Annotated in this window: 15 protein-coding genes; 13 read left to right on the forward strand and 2 right to left on the reverse strand. The window is 60.3% G+C overall.

From position 1 onward, the window contains the following. Positions 1 to 30 precede the first annotated feature (30 nt). Complete coding sequence (gene nadB / locus B9Q17_RS07085) at positions 31 to 1,638, reverse strand: L-aspartate oxidase (protein ID WP_208618763.1); 1,608 nt, start codon at positions 1,636 to 1,638, stop codon at positions 31 to 33. 94 nt (positions 1,639 to 1,732) lie between these two features. Between nadB and rpoE the strand changes: the two genes are divergently transcribed. The 13 genes from rpoE (at position 1,733) to pdxJ (ending at position 15,100) form a co-directional block, all read left to right on the forward strand. After that, on the forward strand, positions 1,733 to 2,422 hold the full coding sequence (gene rpoE, locus B9Q17_RS07090; RefSeq protein ID WP_036219391.1) for an RNA polymerase sigma factor RpoE: 690 nt from the start codon (positions 1,733 to 1,735) through the stop codon (positions 2,420 to 2,422). A gap of 15 nt (positions 2,423 to 2,437) precedes the next feature. After that, a complete protein-coding gene (locus B9Q17_RS07095; protein WP_058340452.1) occupies positions 2,438 to 2,995 on the forward strand; it encodes a sigma-E factor negative regulatory protein in 558 nt (185 codons plus the stop codon). 16 nt (positions 2,996 to 3,011) lie between these two features. Beyond that, positions 3,012 to 4,043 (forward strand): MucB/RseB family sigma factor regulatory protein, encoded by a 1,032-nt coding sequence (locus B9Q17_RS07100; protein ID WP_425268611.1) that lies wholly within the window; start codon positions 3,012 to 3,014, stop codon positions 4,041 to 4,043. Next, complete coding sequence (locus B9Q17_RS07105) at positions 4,040 to 4,489, forward strand: SoxR reducing system RseC family protein (protein WP_094624676.1); 450 nt, start codon at positions 4,040 to 4,042, stop codon at positions 4,487 to 4,489. The genes B9Q17_RS07100 and B9Q17_RS07105 overlap by 4 nt, the downstream gene beginning before the upstream one ends. Before the next feature lie 156 nt (positions 4,490 to 4,645). Next, positions 4,646 to 6,049 carry a DegQ family serine endoprotease gene (locus B9Q17_RS07110; RefSeq protein WP_244177339.1) on the forward strand — a complete coding sequence of 468 codons (1,404 nt, stop codon included), beginning with the start codon at positions 4,646 to 4,648 and terminating at the stop codon, positions 6,047 to 6,049. Between the two features lie 119 nt (positions 6,050 to 6,168). Then, positions 6,169 to 8,895 (forward strand): bifunctional diguanylate cyclase/phosphodiesterase, encoded by a 2,727-nt coding sequence (locus tag B9Q17_RS07115; protein ID WP_094624678.1) that lies wholly within the window; start codon positions 6,169 to 6,171, stop codon positions 8,893 to 8,895. Positions 8,896 to 8,999: 104 nt separating this feature from the next. Next, entirely contained in the window at positions 9,000 to 10,802 is a 1,803-nt protein-coding gene (lepA, locus tag B9Q17_RS07120) for a translation elongation factor 4 (RefSeq protein WP_094624780.1), read from the forward strand. Positions 10,803 to 10,817: 15 nt separating this feature from the next. After that, positions 10,818 to 11,597: a signal peptidase I gene (gene lepB / locus B9Q17_RS07125; RefSeq protein ID WP_094624679.1), complete on the forward strand. Its 780-nt coding sequence runs from the start codon at positions 10,818 to 10,820 to the stop codon at positions 11,595 to 11,597. Positions 11,598 to 11,622: 25 nt separating this feature from the next. Then, positions 11,623 to 12,009, forward strand: coding sequence for a DUF4845 domain-containing protein (locus B9Q17_RS07130; protein ID WP_094624680.1), 387 nt, complete (start codon positions 11,623 to 11,625; stop codon positions 12,007 to 12,009). Beyond that, positions 12,006 to 12,695 carry a ribonuclease III gene (rnc, locus tag B9Q17_RS07135; RefSeq protein ID WP_036219388.1) on the forward strand — a complete coding sequence of 230 codons (690 nt, stop codon included), beginning with the start codon at positions 12,006 to 12,008 and terminating at the stop codon, positions 12,693 to 12,695. The genes B9Q17_RS07130 and rnc overlap by 4 nt, the downstream gene beginning before the upstream one ends. Then, a complete protein-coding gene (gene era / locus B9Q17_RS07140) occupies positions 12,695 to 13,612 on the forward strand; it encodes a GTPase Era (protein ID WP_022988876.1) in 918 nt (305 codons plus the stop codon). The genes rnc and era overlap by 1 nt, the downstream gene beginning before the upstream one ends. Positions 13,613 to 13,619: 7 nt before the next feature. Then, a complete protein-coding gene (gene recO / locus B9Q17_RS07145) occupies positions 13,620 to 14,366 on the forward strand; it encodes a DNA repair protein RecO (protein WP_094624681.1) in 747 nt (248 codons plus the stop codon). Continuing rightward, positions 14,366 to 15,100, forward strand: a complete 735-nt coding sequence (gene pdxJ / locus B9Q17_RS07150; RefSeq protein ID WP_094624682.1) for a pyridoxine 5'-phosphate synthase — start codon at positions 14,366 to 14,368, stop codon at positions 15,098 to 15,100. Before recO ends, pdxJ begins: the two co-directional genes overlap by 1 nt. Here the strand turns inward: pdxJ and B9Q17_RS07155 are convergent. Further along, a complete protein-coding gene (locus B9Q17_RS07155) occupies positions 15,097 to 17,973 on the reverse strand; it encodes an ATP-binding protein (RefSeq protein WP_094624683.1) in 2,877 nt (958 codons plus the stop codon). The genes pdxJ and B9Q17_RS07155 overlap by 4 nt on opposite strands. Between the last annotated feature and the right edge of the window lie 63 nt (positions 17,974 to 18,036).

An 18,036-nucleotide genomic window follows, 5' to 3' on the forward strand; every position in this document is an offset into this window, starting at 1 on the left:
TTGCCTTGAAAACAGAATGGAATCTCCCGGTCAGGGAGACAGTGTGCGATAGGTGGTGGGTACCAGGACCGTGTCTTGCGGATCGTTCAGCAGGCCCGGGTAGTCCAGTGTGTAGTGCAAGCCCCGACTTTCCTTGCGTTGCAGGGCCGAGCAGATGATCAGGTCTGCTACGGTAACCAGGTTACGCAGCTCGATCAGGTCATTGGTTACCCGGTAATTGCTGTAGAACTCGCCGATTTCCCGGGACAGCAGGTCGACCCGGTGCTTGGCCCGCTGTAATCGCTTGGTGGTGCGCACAATGCCCACGTAGTCCCACATGAAGTGGCGAAGTTCGTCCCAGTTGTGGGAGATCACAACGTCTTCATCGGAATCCCGTACCTGGCTTTCATCCCAGTCCGGTGCCGCGGGTGGTGCCGGAATATCCGATTCCCGGCGGGTAATATCGGCAGCGGCGGCGCGGCCGTACACCAGGCATTCCAGCAGGGAGTTGCTGGCCATGCGGTTGGCGCCGTGCAGGCCGGTGAAGGCTGCTTCACCGACCACATACAGCTGGTTGATGTCGGTGCGGGCGCGTTCGTCGCTGACAATGCCACCACAGGTGTAGTGGGCCGCAGGCACCACCGGAATAGGCTCCTTGGTGATGTCGATGCCAAAGCCCAGGCACTTCTCGTAAATGGTCGGGAAGTGGTGCTTGATGAAGTCTGCCGGCTTGTGGCTGATGTCCAGGTACAGGTGGTCTGCACCCAGGCGCTTCATTTCATGGTCGATGGCCCGGGCGACGATGTCCCGGGGCGCGAGCTCGGCGCGTTTGTCGAAACGGTCCATAAACCGGCTGCCGTCTGGCAGCTTCAGTACACCACCTTCACCGCGAACGGCTTCGGTAATCAGGAATGACTTGGCGTGCGGGTGGTACAGGCACGTAGGGTGGAACTGGTTGAATTCCATGTTGGCGACCCGGCAACCGGCCCGCCAGGCCATGGCAATACCATCGCCGGAAGCACCATCCGGGTTGGTGGTGTACCGGTAAGCCTTGGAAGAGCCGCCGGTGGCAATCACGGTAAACCGGGCCCGGAACAGTTCCACGTGGTTGTCTTCCAGGTTCAGGATGTAGGCGCCCACGCAGCGGTTGCCCGGCAAGGCCAGTTTACGGTTGGTGATCAGGTCTACCGCCACCCGGCCGGATTTCAGGTCGATATTCGGGCGCGCCGCAGCCTGGCTGGCCAGGGTGGTGGATACCGCATGGCCGGTGGCATCGGCGGCATGGATGATGCGCCGGTGGCTGTGCCCGCCTTCACGGGTCAGGTGGTAGTCCGCGCCATCGTCCTGGCGGGTGAACTCCACACCGGATTCAATCAGCCACTCGATGCTTTCCTTGCTGTGCTCCACGGTAAAGCGCACGGCGTCTTCGTGGCACAGGCCACCGCCGGCGTTAAGGGTGTCCTGTATGTGGTTTTCCACCGAGTCGGTATCGTCGAGCACCGCCGCAATGCCGCCCTGGGCCCAGAGTGTGGCGCCCGAACTGATGTCGGCCTTGCTGACCACGCACACCCTGAGGTGTTCCGGCAGGTTGAGCGCTACGGCCAGGCCGGCAGCGCCGCTGCCGATAATGAGAACGTCGTATTCGTAGGACTGTGGCATTGAGTCGATGTCGCGGGCCATAATGTGGACGTGTATTGAACTAAACTTTGCGCTTGCTGTCTATTTGGCCTGAACGAACGCAGGAAAATGCCCAATGACTCAAGCAAATCTTGCCAAGGCCAGAAAGCCAGTGGCCAGCAACAGGGGACACACTGCTGTTTCGTCCATGACACCTGATAAAGACTGGAATCCCGGTGAGCAGTCCGACAGCCAGACGGACCTGCAATTGGTACGCAAGGTTCGCAACGGCGACCGTGCGGCCTTCGACCTGCTGGTGGTGAAATACCAGTCGCGGGTGGCCTCTATTATCAGCCGCTATGTCTACGACAGCCAGGAAGTCATGGATCTGGCCCAGGAAACCTTTGTCAAAGCCTACCGGGCGATTGACCGTTTCCGGGGCGACAGTGCGTTCTATACCTGGTTGTACCGGATCGCTGTTAACACCGCCAAAAACTACCTTGAAGCCCGGGGGCGCAGACCTCAGGGCTCGGCCGATGCTGCCGAAGCCGAAAACTTTGATGATGGCAGTCGCCTGCGCGACGTCGCCTCGCCAGAGCGGCTGCTGCAGCGGGAGCAATTACAGAAAGCCCTGACTGAAGCCATTGCCGGTTTGCCGGAGGAACTTCGGTCTGCGTTTCTGCTCAGAGAGTATGACGGCCTGAGCTACGAAGACATTGCCCGGATTCTGGAGTGTCCGATAGGAACCGTTCGTTCCCGGATATTCAGGGCGCGGGATGCAGTGGATCGCCAGTTGGCGCCGCTGCTGAATCATTCAGAGATATAAACGAGGTTGCACCTGATGGATGATCGTCTCAGAGAGACCCTGTCAGCGATGATGGACGACGAAGCGGATGAACTGTCGGTTCGGCGCTTGTTGTCCCATGCCAACCAGGACGAAGTCCGGGATCAATGGCAGCGCTGGCAGCAGGTCCGGGATCTGATGCACGAAAACCACGGCCCGGCGGAAGGCCTGGATATCGCCTCTGCTGTGCGTGAGCAGCTTGATGGCCGGAGCCGCCGCGAGGTAGCTGCCAGTGAGGTTGCCCGGTCGCCGCGCCGGCGCTGGCACATGCCGGTCGCTGCCATGGTAGTGATGGCGCTGGTGGTCGGCTTTGGTGCCGGTGCCGGCTGGGATTCCCGACCGGGTGACGTTCCCGCAGCCATCGCGGGGCAGGGGGCGGTTGCACCGGTTGCCTTACCATCGGCTGTGGAAGAGGTGGCCCTGCAGCGCCTGGATGAAGAACAACTGCAGCAGATGCGCCAGTATCTGCTTGAGCATGCGCAGCACAACAGCGTGGGCGCCGGGCGCGGTTCGGTAGGCTATGCACGCCTGGTCAGTGCCAGCGGCGGTTATTGAGTTTGGAGCAGTTTCAATGATGGTTCCGGTTGGCATGAATGTCAGGTTGGTGGGTACTGCGCTGGTGACAGTTCTGGTATTGCTTTTTGCCATGCAGCCGGTAAAGGCCGACGAGTCGCCCGCTGATCCGGACCTGGCCATGGCCTGGCTGGAGCGCATGGGCCCGGCCCTGAATATGACGTCTTATCGCGGTGTGTTTGTTTATGCCCGGGGCGACCGGGTTCACTCCATGCGCATCGCCCACCGCTACCGGAACGGCCGGGTGGAAGAGCGCCTGGTGATGCAGGACGGTGGCAGCGGAGAGATTGTCCGCAAAGGCATGAATGTAGTCTGCGTGTTGCCGGATCGTGGCCGGATCAGCCTGGAAGAAGTTATTCCTTCCGGCCCGTTTGCCGAGGCCTTTACCAGCCAGTTGATGCCCTTCGGGCAATGGTATCAGCCGGAGCTGATCGGTGAAGACCGGGTGGCGGGATACGATGTGGTTACCGTGGCCCTGACCGCCCGAGACAGCGATCGTTACAGCCACCGGCTGTGGCTGGAGAAAGAAACGGCTCTGCTGGTGAAAAGCCATGTGCGCAACGCTGATGGTGAGGTACTGGAGCATTTCCAGTTCACCAACCTGGACATAACCGGCGATATTCCCGACGAAGAGTTCGAAGTGCAGACCCGGGGCCGGGAAATTACCCGCACGCTCGACGACGCCGGCCAACCCCGGCAATCGATGATAGCGCGCATGAACGGCTGGACCCTGAACTGGCGCCCCGAGGGCTTTGAGCCCGCAGCAGCGCCTCGTTCCGGCAAGGGCAAGGCAGTTGCTTTCTCTGATGGCCTGGCGGCGTTTTCGGTATTTGTTGAACCCATGGGCCGGCTGAAAATGCCCACCGGGGCGTCCAGAATCGGTGCTACCACCGTATATATGCGTGAGGTGGCGGTAAATGAACGCGCGTTCCTGATCGCGGTGGTGGGAGAGATCCCGCCAGCCACGGCCCGAAAGGTGGCCGATGGTGTGAAAATTGACGGCGCCCTTGGCCTGGTGTCTGAACGATGATCACTGAAACCGGCAAGGTGGTTGCCCTTAAGGGCGACCGGGCCTGGGTGCAGACTATCCGCAACAGCGCCTGCCAGAGTTGTTCGGCCCGCTCCGGTTGCGGCCAGCGGGCACTGGCTTCTGTATCCGGTGGGCGTGCAAACCAGATACTGGTGGCCAACACCGTGGATGCCCGGGTGGGCGATGAAGTGGTGATCGGAGTGGATGAGCAATCGGTGCTGACCGCTTCGCTGGCGGTATACGGGCTGCCCCTTGTGCTGATGGTGCTGGGCAGTATCGGGGCCTATCGGTGGCTGGGGGCGACGGACCTTGTCGCGATTTCCGGCGCGCTGGCGGGCCTGGCTGCGGGCTTTGTCGCAGTCAGACACTGGCAGTCCGGCTCCGGTGACCGGTTTGAACCGCGCCTTGTGAGGGTCAACCGTATCGCAACGGTGAACTGTCTCTGAGTCCTACCGTTTTTTAAGTTGAAAATCAGAGGCCTGACCCCAGAATTAACGCTGTATCACAGTCATAACAGGGGGTTGTAGATGTCGAGAACAAACACAAAAGCTGCCCGGTTGTCCCCGGTCCTGAAGCCCTGGCCGGTGCTGGGCGCACTGCTGATGTTGTCAGCACTGGTGTCGGTCTTCTGGAGTCAGGGCCTGGCGGCCCGCGGCTTGCCGGACTTCACCGAGCTGGTGGAGGAAAATTCCAGTGCCGTGGTCAACATAAGCACCACAACGGATCCGCAAAGCAGCGGCTCCCGCTTCCAGGGTATGCCCTTCGACGAGCGCCAGTTCGAGCAGCTGCCCCCGTTCCTGCAGGATTTCTTCCGTGGCCCCCAGTCGCCGTTTGGCGGGTCTCCCCATTCCCAGCAGCCCAGCCGTTCCATGGGCTCCGGCTTCATTGTTTCCAAAGACGGCTACGTGTTGACCAACAACCACGTGGTGGAGGGTGCAGACGAAGTGATCGTGCGCCTGAATGATCGCCGGGAGTTCAAGGCGGTTATCGTAGGCACAGATCCACGCTCTGACATGGCGGTGCTGAAAATCGACAACGGTGATGACCTGCCTGTGGTCAGCGTTGGTCGTTCTCAGGATCTCAAGGTCGGTGAGTGGGTGTTTGCCATCGGATCGCCGTTCGGGTTCGACTACACGGTAACTGCGGGCATTGTCAGCGCGCTTGGCCGATCCCTGCCATCGGAAAACTATGTGCCGTTTATCCAGACCGACGTTGCCATCAACCCCGGGAACTCTGGCGGGCCGCTGTTCAACCTGGAAGGTGAGGTTGTCGGCATCAACTCCCAGATTTACACCCGCTCCGGTGGCTTCATGGGGGTGTCGTTTGCCATTCCCATTGATGATGCCATGAGCGTATTCCGCCAGATCCGTGACGAAGGCAGTGTTGCCCGGGGCTGGCTGGGTGTGTTGATCCAGGAAGTAAACCGGGACCTGGCCGAGAGTTTTGGCCTGAAGCGCCCCCGCGGAGCCCTGATTGCTGAAGTGATGGAAGGCTCTCCGGCTGAAAGCGGTGGCCTGCAGTCTGGCGATATTGTCCTCGAGTTCAATGGCGAATCTGTCCAGCGTTCCTCAGACCTGCCGCCCATGGTGGGTCGCACTGCGGTGGGCGAGTCGGCCCGGTTGACCGTGTTGCGTGAAGGCCGGGAGATGGACCTGGATGTCGAGATCGGTCGCTTGCCGGAGGACGGTGAAACCGCAGCCAGCCCGGAAGTGGGCAGCAACGAGAACAGCGGCGCCAACCCCCTGGGGCTGGCGGTCGAGTCGCTGAATGATGAAATGGCCCGGGCAGCAGGCGTCGACGGTGGGGTGCTGGTGTCCGGAGTTGGTCAGGGCGCAGCCTACGAGGCCGGAATTCGTCCCCGGGATATCATCACCGAAATCAACCGCAAGCAGGTGCGTTCGGTTGACGAGTTCCGCAAGGTGGTCGCGGGCCTGCCGGATAACCGGGCCGTTTCGGTACGCATCGTGCGCCAGGGCCGGGCTATCTATCTGGTGATGAAGCCCTGACCTGAACGCCCGCGTTCGACAGCTCACAAAGCCCCTGACGTAGTTCACGACACGCTCAGGGGCTTTTGCTATACTTTTTCGACCGATAATAACGATGGCTATGGCACGGATCGCCGGAAATGATGACAAAAAAGGAACTCCCCCTCCGTAAGTTGCTGAAATTCCGGAACGCCTGGGTTGCCTGGGGCGTGTTCCTGGTTTCAGTCATTGCCACCATTCTGCTCTGGCAATTGTCCATCCGCCTGGTGGAAGATCGCACCGAGGCCCGCTTCCGTACCCAGTCCCTTCAGCTGAGAACTGCCATTGAAGAGCGTTTGCTCAATTACGAGCAGGTGCTGGCCGGCAGCGCCGGGCTGTTCGCTGTCAGTGGCCGCGTTACCCGAGAGCAGTGGAGCGAGTACGTCAATAAAGTGGACATCAACCGCTACTACCCGGGCATTGAGGGTATCGGGTTTGTCGAGCGCATTGGCGTGCGACAGATGGCGGATCACATCTCTTCGGTGCGGGCCCAGGGGATATACGATTACCTGGTCCGGCCGCTGGGCAAGGGGCCCTACTATTACCCCATGGTGTATCTGGAGCCGGGTACCGACAGGAACCGGCGGGCACTGGGGTACGATGCGTTCAGCGACCCGGTGCACCGGAGTGCCATGGAGCGGGCTCGGGATGCCGCAGTGCCTATGGTTACCGGCAAGGTGGTGCTGGTGCAGGAATCGGTTGATGAAGACCAGGCCGGCTTTCTCATGTATTACCCGGTTTTTCAGGGCGGTGAGGTGCCGGAAATCCGGGCCGAGCGACGCATGATGCTGGCGGGCTATGTGTTCAGTGCCTTTCGTATGAACAGTCTGTTTGACGGCATTGTCGGGCTGATCTCCCCGTTCCTGGACGTTCGCATCTACGATAACGGCGTAGTGTCCCGCGACACCCTGATGTACGGCTCCAACCTCGGTTCCCTGGAAAACGATTTCAGTTTTGAAATGAGCCAGACCGTGTCGCTCGGTGGCCGGGACTGGTTGCTCCAAACCCGCTCCACTCCAGCCTTTGATTACCTGGCCTCTGACGCGCGCCCGCCGATTGTGCTGGGCTCCGGCTTGGCCATCAGCCTGTTGCTCTGGCTGTTTGCCCTCGCCCTGATCCGTTCGCGGATGATTGCCCAGGCCAGCGCCGGCCGTTACCGGGCCATTACCGAGGGGGCCGCCAACGTAACGCTGGTCCTGGATGAAGAGGGCCATGCCCTGTACGCCAGCCCCTCCAGCAAGGATATTCTGGGCTTTGATCCGGACGCCGTTGATCAGCTGGAGTTTGACCAGCTGGTGCATGCGGACGACTGGTCGGCCCTGAAGCGCGGCTTCAAGGATGCGATGGCAGAGCCGGGCAAGCAGATGCCGGTGGTGCGTGCCAGGATACGGGATGCCCAAAGCCGCTGGCGCGATATGGAAGGTACCTACACCGCCATGCTGACGGTTCCCGGGGTGAATGGCGTTGTGCTCAGCCTGCGGGACCTTACCCAGCTGAAGGCGGCCCAGTCGGAATTGCATCGCCTGGCCTTCTACGATCCGCTGACCGGGCTGGCAAACCGGCAGCTGTTCCGGGACCGGCTGGACCACGTGGTGCGCCGGTGCCGGCGCAGTGGTGAACCGGCCGCGCTGATGTTCCTGGACCTGGACGGGTTCAAGCGAATCAACGACACCCTCGGCCATGACGCCGGTGATGAACTGCTGTGCCAGGTGGCTCAATGGCTGCAGGGCTGTGTCCGGGAAGAAGATTCGGTGGCGCGGCTCGGTGGTGACGAATTTGTGGTACTGCTTTCGCGTATCAGCGATTCCGACGCTGCAGGGCGGGTCGCCGAGTCGATTCTGCGCCGGCTTTGCCAGCGTATCCGCCTGAACGAGCACGAGGTAGGGGTAACTGTCAGTATCGGGATCACCATGATTCCCGACGACAGCGAAGATGCCGGCACCCTGATGAAATACGCAGACCTCGCCATGTACCGGGCCAAGGAGGTCGGCCGCAACACCTATCAGTTCTTTACCCCGGCGATGAATATCAAGGCGGCCAGGCGGCTGTTGCAGCAGGAAGAGCTGGCAACCGCCCTGGAAGGCGACCGGTTTGTACTGCATTACCAGCCGAAACTGGACCTGGCCAGCCAGCGGGTAATCGGGGTAGAGGCCTTCCTGCGCTGGCATCATCCGGAAAAGGGATTGGTATCGGCGCAGCAGTTTATCAGCCTGGCAGAGGAAACCGGCCTGATCATCCGCCTCGGTGAGCTCGCCCTGCGCCAGGCCTGCATCCAGGTACAGGCGCTGGAGCGGGCGGGCTTTGAATCCCTGAAAATGGCGGTGAACCTCTCGGTACGGCAGCTCACAGATTCCGGTTTCCCGGATCTGATGCGCCGGGTGATTACTGAAACCGGGGTATCACCGGACCGGCTGGAGCTGGAAATGCCCGCCGAGCTGCTCAATGAAGACCCGAGACTGGTGCGGGAGTTGCTGTTGTCGTTGAGTGATCTTGGTGTGTGCCTGATCCTGGACGACTTCGGCACCGGTTCCTGCTCTCTGGCTGCCCTGCAGCAGTTACCGCTGAACGTGATCAAGATTGATCACCGGTTTATCCGGGACATTCCCTACAATGTCAGCGCTACCGACGTGGCCTCGGCCGTTATCGCCCTGGCGCACCAGCTGCACCTGACCGTTGTGGCGGAAGGGGTGGAAACCATGCAGCAGCTTAACCTCCTGAAATCCGCCGGTTGTGCCCAGGGGCAGGGTAACCTGTTCAGCTATCCGCTGGACGAAGATGCCCTGATCGGGTTCCTGATTCGCCAGTACGAGAAGCCGCTGATTTCCTGATCATGGCAATGACGGCCGGTAACCGGTAAAATCACGCCGTTCCCGGATCCCGGTAGCGGCCCCTCCGGGCTCAATCCTACGTCTTATATGAGTAATCATTGTCTGTGACTGAACTGAGCCGAATCCGTAACTTTTCCATTATTGCCCACATCGACCACGGTAAATCCACGCTGGCGGACCGCTTTATCCAGATTTGCGGTGGCCTGACGGACCGTGAAATGGCCGAACAGGTCCTGGACTCCATGGACCTCGAACGGGAACGGGGCATCACCATCAAGGCTCAGAGCGTAACGCTCAACTACACCGCCAAAGATGGTGAAACCTACAAGCTGAATTTTATCGATACCCCTGGCCACGTGGATTTTTCCTACGAGGTATCCCGCTCATTGTATGCGTGCGAAGGTGCGCTGCTGGTGGTGGATGCCGGGCAGGGTGTCGAGGCCCAGTCTGTGGCCAACTGTTACACCGCCATCGAGCAGGGGCTGGAAGTTGTTCCGGTCCTGAACAAGATGGACCTGCCGCAGGCCGAGCCCGACCGGGTAGCCGCAGAAATCGAGGACATTATCGGAATCGACGCCACTGACGCCGTGCGCTGCAGCGCCAAGAGCGGCCTGGGTGTCGAGGATGTGCTGGAAGACCTGATCAAGAAGATTCCGCCCCCCAAAGGGGATCGCAGTGCACCGCTGCAGGCGCTGATCATCGACTCCTGGTTTGATAACTACCTGGGTGTCGTGTCACTGGTGCGGGTCACCGAAGGGGTGCTGCGCAAGGGCGACAAGATTGTCATCAAGTCCACCAAGAAAGCGTGGAACGCGGACAAGGTCGGTATTTTCAATCCGAAGCCTACCGATACCAATGTCCTGGAAGCCGGCGATGTGGGCTTCGTGGTGGCGGGCATCAAGGACATTCACGGGGCACCGGTGGGCGACACCATCGTGCACCAGAAGTTTGCTGAAGAAACCCCGATGCTGCCGGGCTTCCAGAAAGTGAAGCCGCAGGTGTATGCCGGTTTGTTCCCGGTCAGCGCCGATGATTACGACGATTTCCGGGATGCCCTGGAAAAGCTGACCCTGAACGATGCTTCGCTGTTTTTCGAGCCGGAAAACTCCGATGCCCTGGGCTTCGGCTTCCGCTGTGGCTTCCTGGGCATGTTGCACATGGAGATTATCCAGGAGCGACTGGAGCGGGAGTATGACATTGACCTCATTACCACCGCGCCCACGGTTATCTACGAAGTGGTCACCAAGCAGGGTGAGACCCTGTCGGTGGACAACCCTTCCCGGCTGCCGGATATTGGCTCCATCGAGGAAATGCGCGAGCCGATCGTAGAAGCCAATATCCTGGTGCCCCAGGAACACCTGGGTAACGTGATTGCCCTGTGCGAGGAAAAGCGCGGCGTTCAGAAGAACATGCACTTTATGTCCACCCAGGTGCAGGTCAGCTATGAGTTGCCCATGGCGGAAGTGGTGATGGATTTCTTCGATCGCATCAAGTCGGCCAGCCGGGGCTTTGCCTCACTGGATTACCACTTTGTGCGTTTCCAGACGGCCAACCTGGTGCGACTGGATGTGCTGATCAACGGCGAGCGGGTAGACGCCCTGGCCCTGATCGTTCACAAAGACCTGGCCCATCGCAAGGGCCGGCAGCTTATCGAAAAGATGAAAGAGCTGATTCCGCGGCAGATGTTCGATATCGCCATCCAGGCTGCGATTGGCACCCAGGTGGTGTCCCGGGTAACCGTTAAGGCCCTGCGCAAGAACGTAACGGCCAAGTGTTACGGTGGTGACGTCAGCCGTAAGAAGAAACTGCTTCAGAAGCAGAAGGAAGGTAAAAAACGTATGAAGCAGCTGGGCAATGTCGAGGTGCCTCAGGAAGCGTTTCTTGCCGTGTTGAAAGTCGATAACTAAAACTAAGGCGCCCGGATGGACATTGATTTTCCACTGGTACTGGTAGTTCTGACATTGGTAACCGGTGTGATCTGGCTTGCCGACAAACTGGTTCTGAAAAAGCGGCGCCTGGCGGCTGCCGGGGCAGAGGATGCCCCCGCCGAGGAAGCACCAGCCGAACCCTGGCTGGTGGACCTCAGCCGGTCGTTCTTCCCGGTGCTGGCCGTGGTCCTGGTGTTGCGGTCGTTCCTGATCGAGCCGTTCCAGATTCCTTCGGGTTCCATGTTGCCCACCCTGGAAGTGGGCGACTTTATCCTGGTCAACAAGTATGCCTACGGCCTGCGCCTGCCGGTCGCCGGTACCAAGGTTGTTGAAATCGGCGATCCGGAGCGGGGCGATGTGATGGTGTTTCGTTACCCGGAAGACGGTTCCACCAACTACATCAAGCGGGTGATCGGCCTTCCGGGTGACCATATCCGCTACCGTAACAAGCAGCTGTTCATCAACAACGAGCCGGTGGCCCGGGACTTTGTGGCGCGTTTGCCACCGATGGAGCGCTGGCGCGAGCAGCTGGGGCCGGTAGAGCATGATGTATACCTGACCATGGGCCGTGTCAGCGGTACCGGTGAGGGCGAATGGGTGGTGCCGGAAGGGCATTACTTTGTTATGGGCGACAATCGCGACAACAGTAACGACAGCCGATTCTGGGGCACCGTGCCGGACGACCTGGTGGTGGGCAAGGCGTTTGCAATCTGGATGCACTGGCAATCGCTGACAAGTCTGCCATCTTTTGATCGTGTAGGCTCTATTGAGTAAACCATTGTTCCGGAGACAGAAAAGAATGAATAACAAAACTCCTGCAGGCCTGAAAAAGCAACAAGGCGGCGCACTGGCCATGATGATCATTGCGCTGTTCTTCGGTGCGCTGCTCACCCTGGCGATCAAGATCGGGCCGGCCTACATTGATGACATTACCATCCAGGAAGCACTGGAAAGCCTTGACGGTACTGACGGTCTCGAGCAGATGGGGCCGGCACAGGTACGCACACTGATCAACAAACGCTTGAGCGTCAATAACGTCCGGGGCTTCGATGCCAAGAACATCACTGTGGAAAAGAACGGTGAGTTTGTGGTGATCAAGGTGGACTATGAGGTTCGCAACAATATCATCGGGAATGTGGACAGCATTGTTCATTTCCAGCACGAGTATGAGTTAGAGGGCAAGTGAGTTCACAACCAGATCTTGATCAGTTACAGCGCCGGATCGGCTACCAGTTCAGGGAACCTGAACGGTTGCTGCTGGCGCTGACCCACCGAAGCTACGGCAACCAGAATAACGAGCGGCTGGAGTTTCTGGGCGATTCCATCGTGAATATGGTGATTGCCGAACATCTGTTCCTCCACTTCGAAAAAGCCCGGGAAGGCCAGCTGAGCCGCCTCCGGGCGCGCATGGTCAAAGGTGTGACCCTGGCGGAAATCGGCCGGGAGTTCCAGCTGGGCCAGTATCTTCGCCTGGGTTCCGGTGAACTCAAAAGCGGTGGTTATCGCCGGGAATCCATCCTGGCGGATGCCGTGGAATCCATCATCGGGGCCATTTACCTGGACAGTGATTTTCACACCTGCCGCGAGCAGGTGCTGCGCTGGTTCAAGGAGCGGCTGGCGAAACTGGATATCCAGGATACCCAGAAAGATCCGAAAACCCGGTTGCAGGAATACCTGCAGTCCCGGCAGTTCCCGTTACCCCGGTATGAAGTGATTTCCGTGGACGGCGAAGCCCACAACCAGACCTTCCATGTGTCCTGCGCCCTGCCGTCACTGGATCGGAAAACCTCCGGCACCGGCAGCAGTCGCCGTATTGCTGAACAGCAGGCCGCCCGCAGTGCCCTGAAACAACTGGGCGTGGAGAACGACTGATGAATGATATTACCCGCCCGGAGAATCCGGACAGCCGTTGTGGCTTCGTAGCCATCGTGGGGCGCCCCAACGTGGGCAAGTCCACGTTGCTGAACCATATTCTCGGCCAGAAGCTGAGTATTACCTCCCGCAAACCCCAGACCACGCGCCACCAGGTGCTGGGCATCAAGACCGTGGGTCCGGTGCAGGCCATCTATGTAGACACCCCGGGCATGCACGAAGAAGAGCCCCGGGCCCTGAACCGCTACATGAACAAGGCTGCGACATCGGCCCTGATCGATGTAGACGTTGTGGTGTTTGTGGTGGACCAGCTCGCCTGGACCAGCGCCGACGAGATGGTGCTGGAAAAGCTGAAGCGCCTGAAGTGCCCGGTCATCCTTGCGGTTAACAAGGTCGACAAGATCGAGAAGCGGGATTTGCTGCTGCCACATCTGGAAACGCTGTCGAAGAAGCGGGAATTCGCCGAGATTATTCCGCTGTCGGCCCTGAAAGAGACCAACCTGAAACCACTGGAAGAAGCGGTGGGCCGGTATCTGCCGGAGAGTGTGCATTTCTACCCGGATGACCAGATTACGGATCGCAGCGAGCGGTTCATGGCTTCGGAAATGGTGCGTGAGAAAATCACCCGGCAACTGGGCGCGGAATTGCCGTATTCCGTGGCGGTCGAAATTGAAGAGTTCAAACATCAGGGCAAAACCCTGCATATTTCGGCCCTGATCCTGGTCGAGCGTGAAGGCCAGAGGAAGATCATCATCGGTGATAAGGGCGAGCGCCTGCGCCAGATTGGCCAGGATGCCCGCATGGATATGGAGAAGATGTTCGGCTGCAAGGTGATGTTGCGGCTGTGGGTCAAGGTTAAGCGGGGCTGGGCAGACAGCGACCGGGCCCTGAAAAGTCTGGGCATGAGCGACTTCTGAGGCCGCCATGGTGGCCTCGAAGGGAGCTGTGCAGCAAGAGCCGGCGTATGTGATCCACCGCCGGCCCTGGCGGGAAACCGCCCTGCTGGTGGACCTGTTTACCCTCAACCATGGCCGCATGAGCCTGGTTGCCCGGGGTGCCAACAGTGCAAAAAGCCCCCTCAAGGCCCAGCTGCAGCCGTTTCAGCCCTTGCTGGTCGACTGGACCGGCCGCAGTGACCTGAAAACCCTGGTGCAGCTGGAAGTGCGCTCTGCACCGTTGCTCAGGAAGACCCTGTCGCTCTACAGTGGCCTTTACATCAACGAGTTGCTGCAACGGGTCTTGCCGGTTGCCGATCCTTATCCCACCCTGTTTGCCAGCTATATCGATACCCTGCAAGCGCTGACCGGCCTGGCTGGCCGGGGTGATCTGGAGCCCTTGCTGCGTCGCTTCGAGCGGGAGTTCTGTTCCGCGCTGGGCTATGACTTTGCCTGGGACCAGGCCACCGATACCGGCTTGCCGGTCAGCGCCGGCCAGGTATACGGGTACGACCCGGCCCAGGGCATTGTGTCCGCGGCCAGCCGTGATGCCCGCCTGAACCAGTTGCCCGGGGAGGTGCTGACAGCCCTCGCCGCCGGTGACTACACCAGTGAGGCCAGCCGCAAAACCGCCAAGCGGGTGATGCGTGTACTGGTAGACTACCTTCTGCAGGGTAAGCCCCTGCACAGCCGCAATCTTTTCAGCCAGACGGTTTCGTCTTCAGGGAGAACGTAATGAACCCCAGAGTGTTGCTCGGAGTTAATATCGACCACGTGGCCACCCTTCGCCAGGCCCGGGGTACCCGTTATCCGGACCCGGTGCAGGCCGCACTGGTGGCAGAGGAAGCCGGCGCAGACGGCATCACCATTCACCCCCGGGAAGACCGCCGGCATATCCAGGACCGGGACGTATTGCTGCTCAAAGAAGTGCTGCAGACCAAGATGAACCTGGAAATGGCGGTGACCGACGCCATGCTGGCCTTTGCCGAACAGGTACGGCCGGAGTGTGTGTGCCTGGTACCGGAAAAGCGGGAAGAGCTGACCACCGAAGGCGGGCTGGATGTGGATGGCCAGGAAGACCGGGTGGCCCGGGCCTGTGAACGGCTGGCGAAAATCGGCGCAGAAGTGTCACTGTTTATTGATCCGGACCCGGTCCAGATTGACGCTGCGGTGCGCTGTGGTGCACCGGTGGTGGAACTGCACACCGGGGAATATGCCGAGGCAGAAACCCCGGAGCAGGCCGGTGCCTCTTTCCGGATTCTGGCGGATGCCGTGGCCTATGCCCGCAAGAAGGGGCTGATCGTCAATGCCGGCCATGGCCTGCATTACCATAACACCGAGCGGGTGGCGGCCATTCAGGGCATCAATGAACTGAATATCGGCCACGCCATTATTGCCCGCGCCGTGTTTACCGGCTTGAAAGAGGCCGTGCGTGATATGCGGGCGATTCTGGATAGCGTACGCCGCTAGGCTTGCGGGCTGGTGGCCGGCTGGTGCTGTTCCCGGAACAGTTGCTGCCAGTCGGTCTGCTCGCTCCAGTCCTGCAGTCGGGCCATCGCGGTCAGCAGCTGGTCTTTCTGGATTTCCAAGTCCTGGGCCTGGCACTTCAGGGCGGTTTCAAACCGGTTGGTGGCCGTGCGCAACTCCGGAACGCCACAATAGCGGGTGGCGCCGTGGAGCTTGTGCACACACTCCAGCAGAACATCCAGTTGCCGCTTTTCCCATAGCTCGGGGATGGCCTTGCTGTCGGTATGCAGCTGTTCCAGCAGCATGCTGAACAGCTCCTCCGCCAGGTCAGCCTTGCCGGCGGCCAGCTGAATACTCTCGTCAATACTTACGCAATCCTGGTGCGTCCGGCGGTTAGACGGCCGCAGACCGCGCCGGGTATCCCGCACCTCGGAAATCTTGAACCGGGGCTGGCTGCCGGAGCACTCGTAGCCCGTGAATTCCCTTACCAGTTCAATCAGCTGGGCGCTGCTGATGGGCTTGGGCATGTAGCCGTCAAAGCCCTGCTTGGCCAGTTTTTCCTGTTCGTCGGCCAGGGCATGGGCGGTCAGGGCAATGATCGGCGTTTGATGGGAGCCGGAATCCAGGGCCCGGATACGGGCAGTGGTTTCCACCCCGTCCATGCCTGGCATTTGCAGGTCCATGAACACCAGGTCAAAGGGCTTCTGCCGGGCTTTGGTCAGGGCTTCGAAGCCGCTGGAGGCGCTCTCGGCATCCAGGCGGCAATCTTTCAGCAGGGTCATTACCAGCTTCAGGTTAGCCTCGTTATCATCCACCGCCAGGATGCGCGGCACCCGGCCGGCGCCGGAGGTTCTTGTGCCGGGCACGGGCTGGGGCAGGGTGCCCCTGCCGGTATGGATTCCGTGAATCAGCAGCAGTAATTCGTCATACAGGGGATCACGGCACACCGGCTTGGTCAGGTGACCGCTGGCCAGCCCGGACAGCGGCAGGTCGTGGGTCTCCAGGGTGGGTGTCAGCAGCAGGGTGCGGCAGTCCCGCTCCACCTCCAGGCTGCGCACCAGGCTGCAATACTGGCTGGAGTTCAGCAGGTGCCGGGTAATGCCGAGCAGGACAACGGCATAGCCTTCCTGGCGGCGCTGGGCTTCTTCTACCTGTTCCATCAGGGCGCCGGGCGAGGCCACCCGGTCAACCGCCACGCCCCATTCCCGCAGCAGGTGTTCCACCGCAAGCCCGGTGGTTTTCTGGTGCTCAAGATAGATAATCCGCTCGCCTTTCAGAGCCTCCCTGGAGAAGGAGCCCTCGCCGGTGACGGACAGTTCCGGTGTCAGCGTGAACCAGAAAGTCGAGCCCCGGCCCAGTTCGCTCTCCAGGCCGATTTCGCCGCCCATTTCTTCGACCAGGCGCTTGGAAATCGCCAGCCCCAGCCCGGTACCGCCATACTGCCGGGCGGTGGAGGCATCAGCCTGGCTGAAGGCGTTGAACAGGGATTGCTGCTGGGCCCGGGACAGCCCCACCCCGGAGTCGGTTACGCTCAGGCGCAGGGTGACCCGGTTGGCTTCCTTGTCTTCGTCTTCAAGGCTGGCGCGCAGCACGACTTCGCCGGTCTGGGTGAACTTGATGGCGTTGTTGACCAGGTTGGTGATCACCTGCTTGACCCGGAGCGGGTCGCCCATGATGTTGTCCGGCACGTCGTTATAGACCAGCGGAACCAGGTCCAGGTTCTTGGCGTGGGCCGCCGGTGCCAGCATTACCATTACCTCTTCCACGATATCCCGCAGCTGGAAGGGCACGCGGTCCAGGATCAGTTTGCCGGCTTCGATTTTCGAGAAATCCAGGATGTCGTTGATGATGGTCAGCAGGATTTCCGACGACTTGCGAATGGTGTTCAGGTGGTCCCGCTGCTGCCTTGGCAAAGGGCTTTTCAGTAGCAATTCGGTGAAGCCGATAATGCCGTTCAGCGGCGTGCGGATTTCGTGGGACATGTTGGCCAGGAATTCCGATTTGATCCGGCTGGCTTCCAGCGCCTCTTTGCGGGCAAAGTCCAGTTCGATGTTCTGGATCTCGATGGTCTCCAGGGTTTCCCGAAGATCTCCGGTGGCCTGGTCGATGTTCTGCTGCATTTCTGCCTGGGCCTGGCTCAGCTCCGACGCCATCTCGTTCAGGCCGGATTCCAGCTGTTCAAACTCCGGCCCGGCCTGGGTGTATACCCGGGTATCCAGCTTGCCTTCCTTGAGCTTGGCCACCGCTTCATTCAGCTGGAATACAGGGTCGGTAAAGGCCCGGCTCAGGCGCAGGGAAACCAGCAGGCTCAGCAGCACGCCGCCAACCACCAGCATCAGGGAGATCAGCAGCGCCTGGTAGGTTTCTTTTTCGGTGCGGATATGAGACATCTCTACCGCCACCCAGCCCAGGGGCTCAGCCAGCTCGGTGGCGGATTCCCGTGCGTCCGGGTCGAGCATGGTTTCGATCATCAGGTCTTGCAGGTACACCGGGGTGACAAACCGGGTGCTGCTGTCTGAACTCAGCTTGACCGGTCTTTCCGAGCCGAGGGCCGAGGCAGGAATGGTTTCGGTGCTGCCGGGGCCGCTGTGCAGCAGGCGTTGGCCGTCCCGGTCGAAGAAGGTGATGGAGCGGACATCCTGCTCTTCCAGCAGTGCCGTGGACAGGCTGCTCAGAAGGCTGCGGTTGGCGGTAAACAGGCCATACTCGGCACCGGCAGACAGTTGGCGGGACAGGGATTCGCCCCGGTCGTTCAGCAGGTTTTCGATGTTCTTCACCCAGCTGTAGGTAAAGAACAGGCCCAGCAACAGGGTGGTCAGAAGGGTGGGAACGAGGGTCACCACCAGAACTTTTTTTCGAATGCCCCAACGCCGCATACTGTGTTCCCGTCAGTCTTACGAGCCCGGTGCTGTGTTGGCAGCCAATACCGGGTACTTCCC

It is taken from the genome of Marinobacter vinifirmus, from assembly GCF_002258215.1.
Classification (GTDB): domain Bacteria; phylum Pseudomonadota; class Gammaproteobacteria; order Pseudomonadales; family Oleiphilaceae; genus Marinobacter; species Marinobacter vinifirmus.

Bases quoted from the DNA above. Each gene is read 5' to 3' on its own strand.
- nadB (WP_208618763.1), bottom strand. From the start codon at position 1,638: ATGCCACAGTCCTACGAATACGACGTTCTCATTATCGGCAGCGGCGCT.
- B9Q17_RS07155 (WP_094624683.1), bottom strand. From the start codon at position 17,973: ATGCGGCGTTGGGGCATTCGAAAAAAAGTTCTGGTGGTGACCCTCGTT.
- B9Q17_RS07105 (WP_094624676.1), top strand. From the start codon at position 4,040: ATGATCACTGAAACCGGCAAGGTGGTTGCCCTTAAGGGCGACCGGGCC.
- B9Q17_RS07115 (WP_094624678.1), top strand. From the start codon at position 6,169: ATGATGACAAAAAAGGAACTCCCCCTCCGTAAGTTGCTGAAATTCCGG.
- pdxJ (WP_094624682.1), top strand. From the start codon at position 14,366: ATGAACCCCAGAGTGTTGCTCGGAGTTAATATCGACCACGTGGCCACC.
- B9Q17_RS07110 (WP_244177339.1), top strand. From the start codon at position 4,646: ATGTTGTCAGCACTGGTGTCGGTCTTCTGGAGTCAGGGCCTGGCGGCC.
- lepB (WP_094624679.1), top strand. From the start codon at position 10,818: ATGGACATTGATTTTCCACTGGTACTGGTAGTTCTGACATTGGTAACC.
- era (WP_022988876.1), top strand. From the start codon at position 12,695: ATGAATGATATTACCCGCCCGGAGAATCCGGACAGCCGTTGTGGCTTC.
- B9Q17_RS07095 (WP_058340452.1), top strand. From the start codon at position 2,438: ATGGATGATCGTCTCAGAGAGACCCTGTCAGCGATGATGGACGACGAA.
- B9Q17_RS07130 (WP_094624680.1), top strand. From the start codon at position 11,623: ATGAATAACAAAACTCCTGCAGGCCTGAAAAAGCAACAAGGCGGCGCA.
- recO (WP_094624681.1), top strand. From the start codon at position 13,620: ATGGTGGCCTCGAAGGGAGCTGTGCAGCAAGAGCCGGCGTATGTGATC.
- rpoE (WP_036219391.1), top strand. From the start codon at position 1,733: ATGACTCAAGCAAATCTTGCCAAGGCCAGAAAGCCAGTGGCCAGCAAC.
- B9Q17_RS07100 (WP_425268611.1), top strand. From the start codon at position 3,012: ATGATGGTTCCGGTTGGCATGAATGTCAGGTTGGTGGGTACTGCGCTG.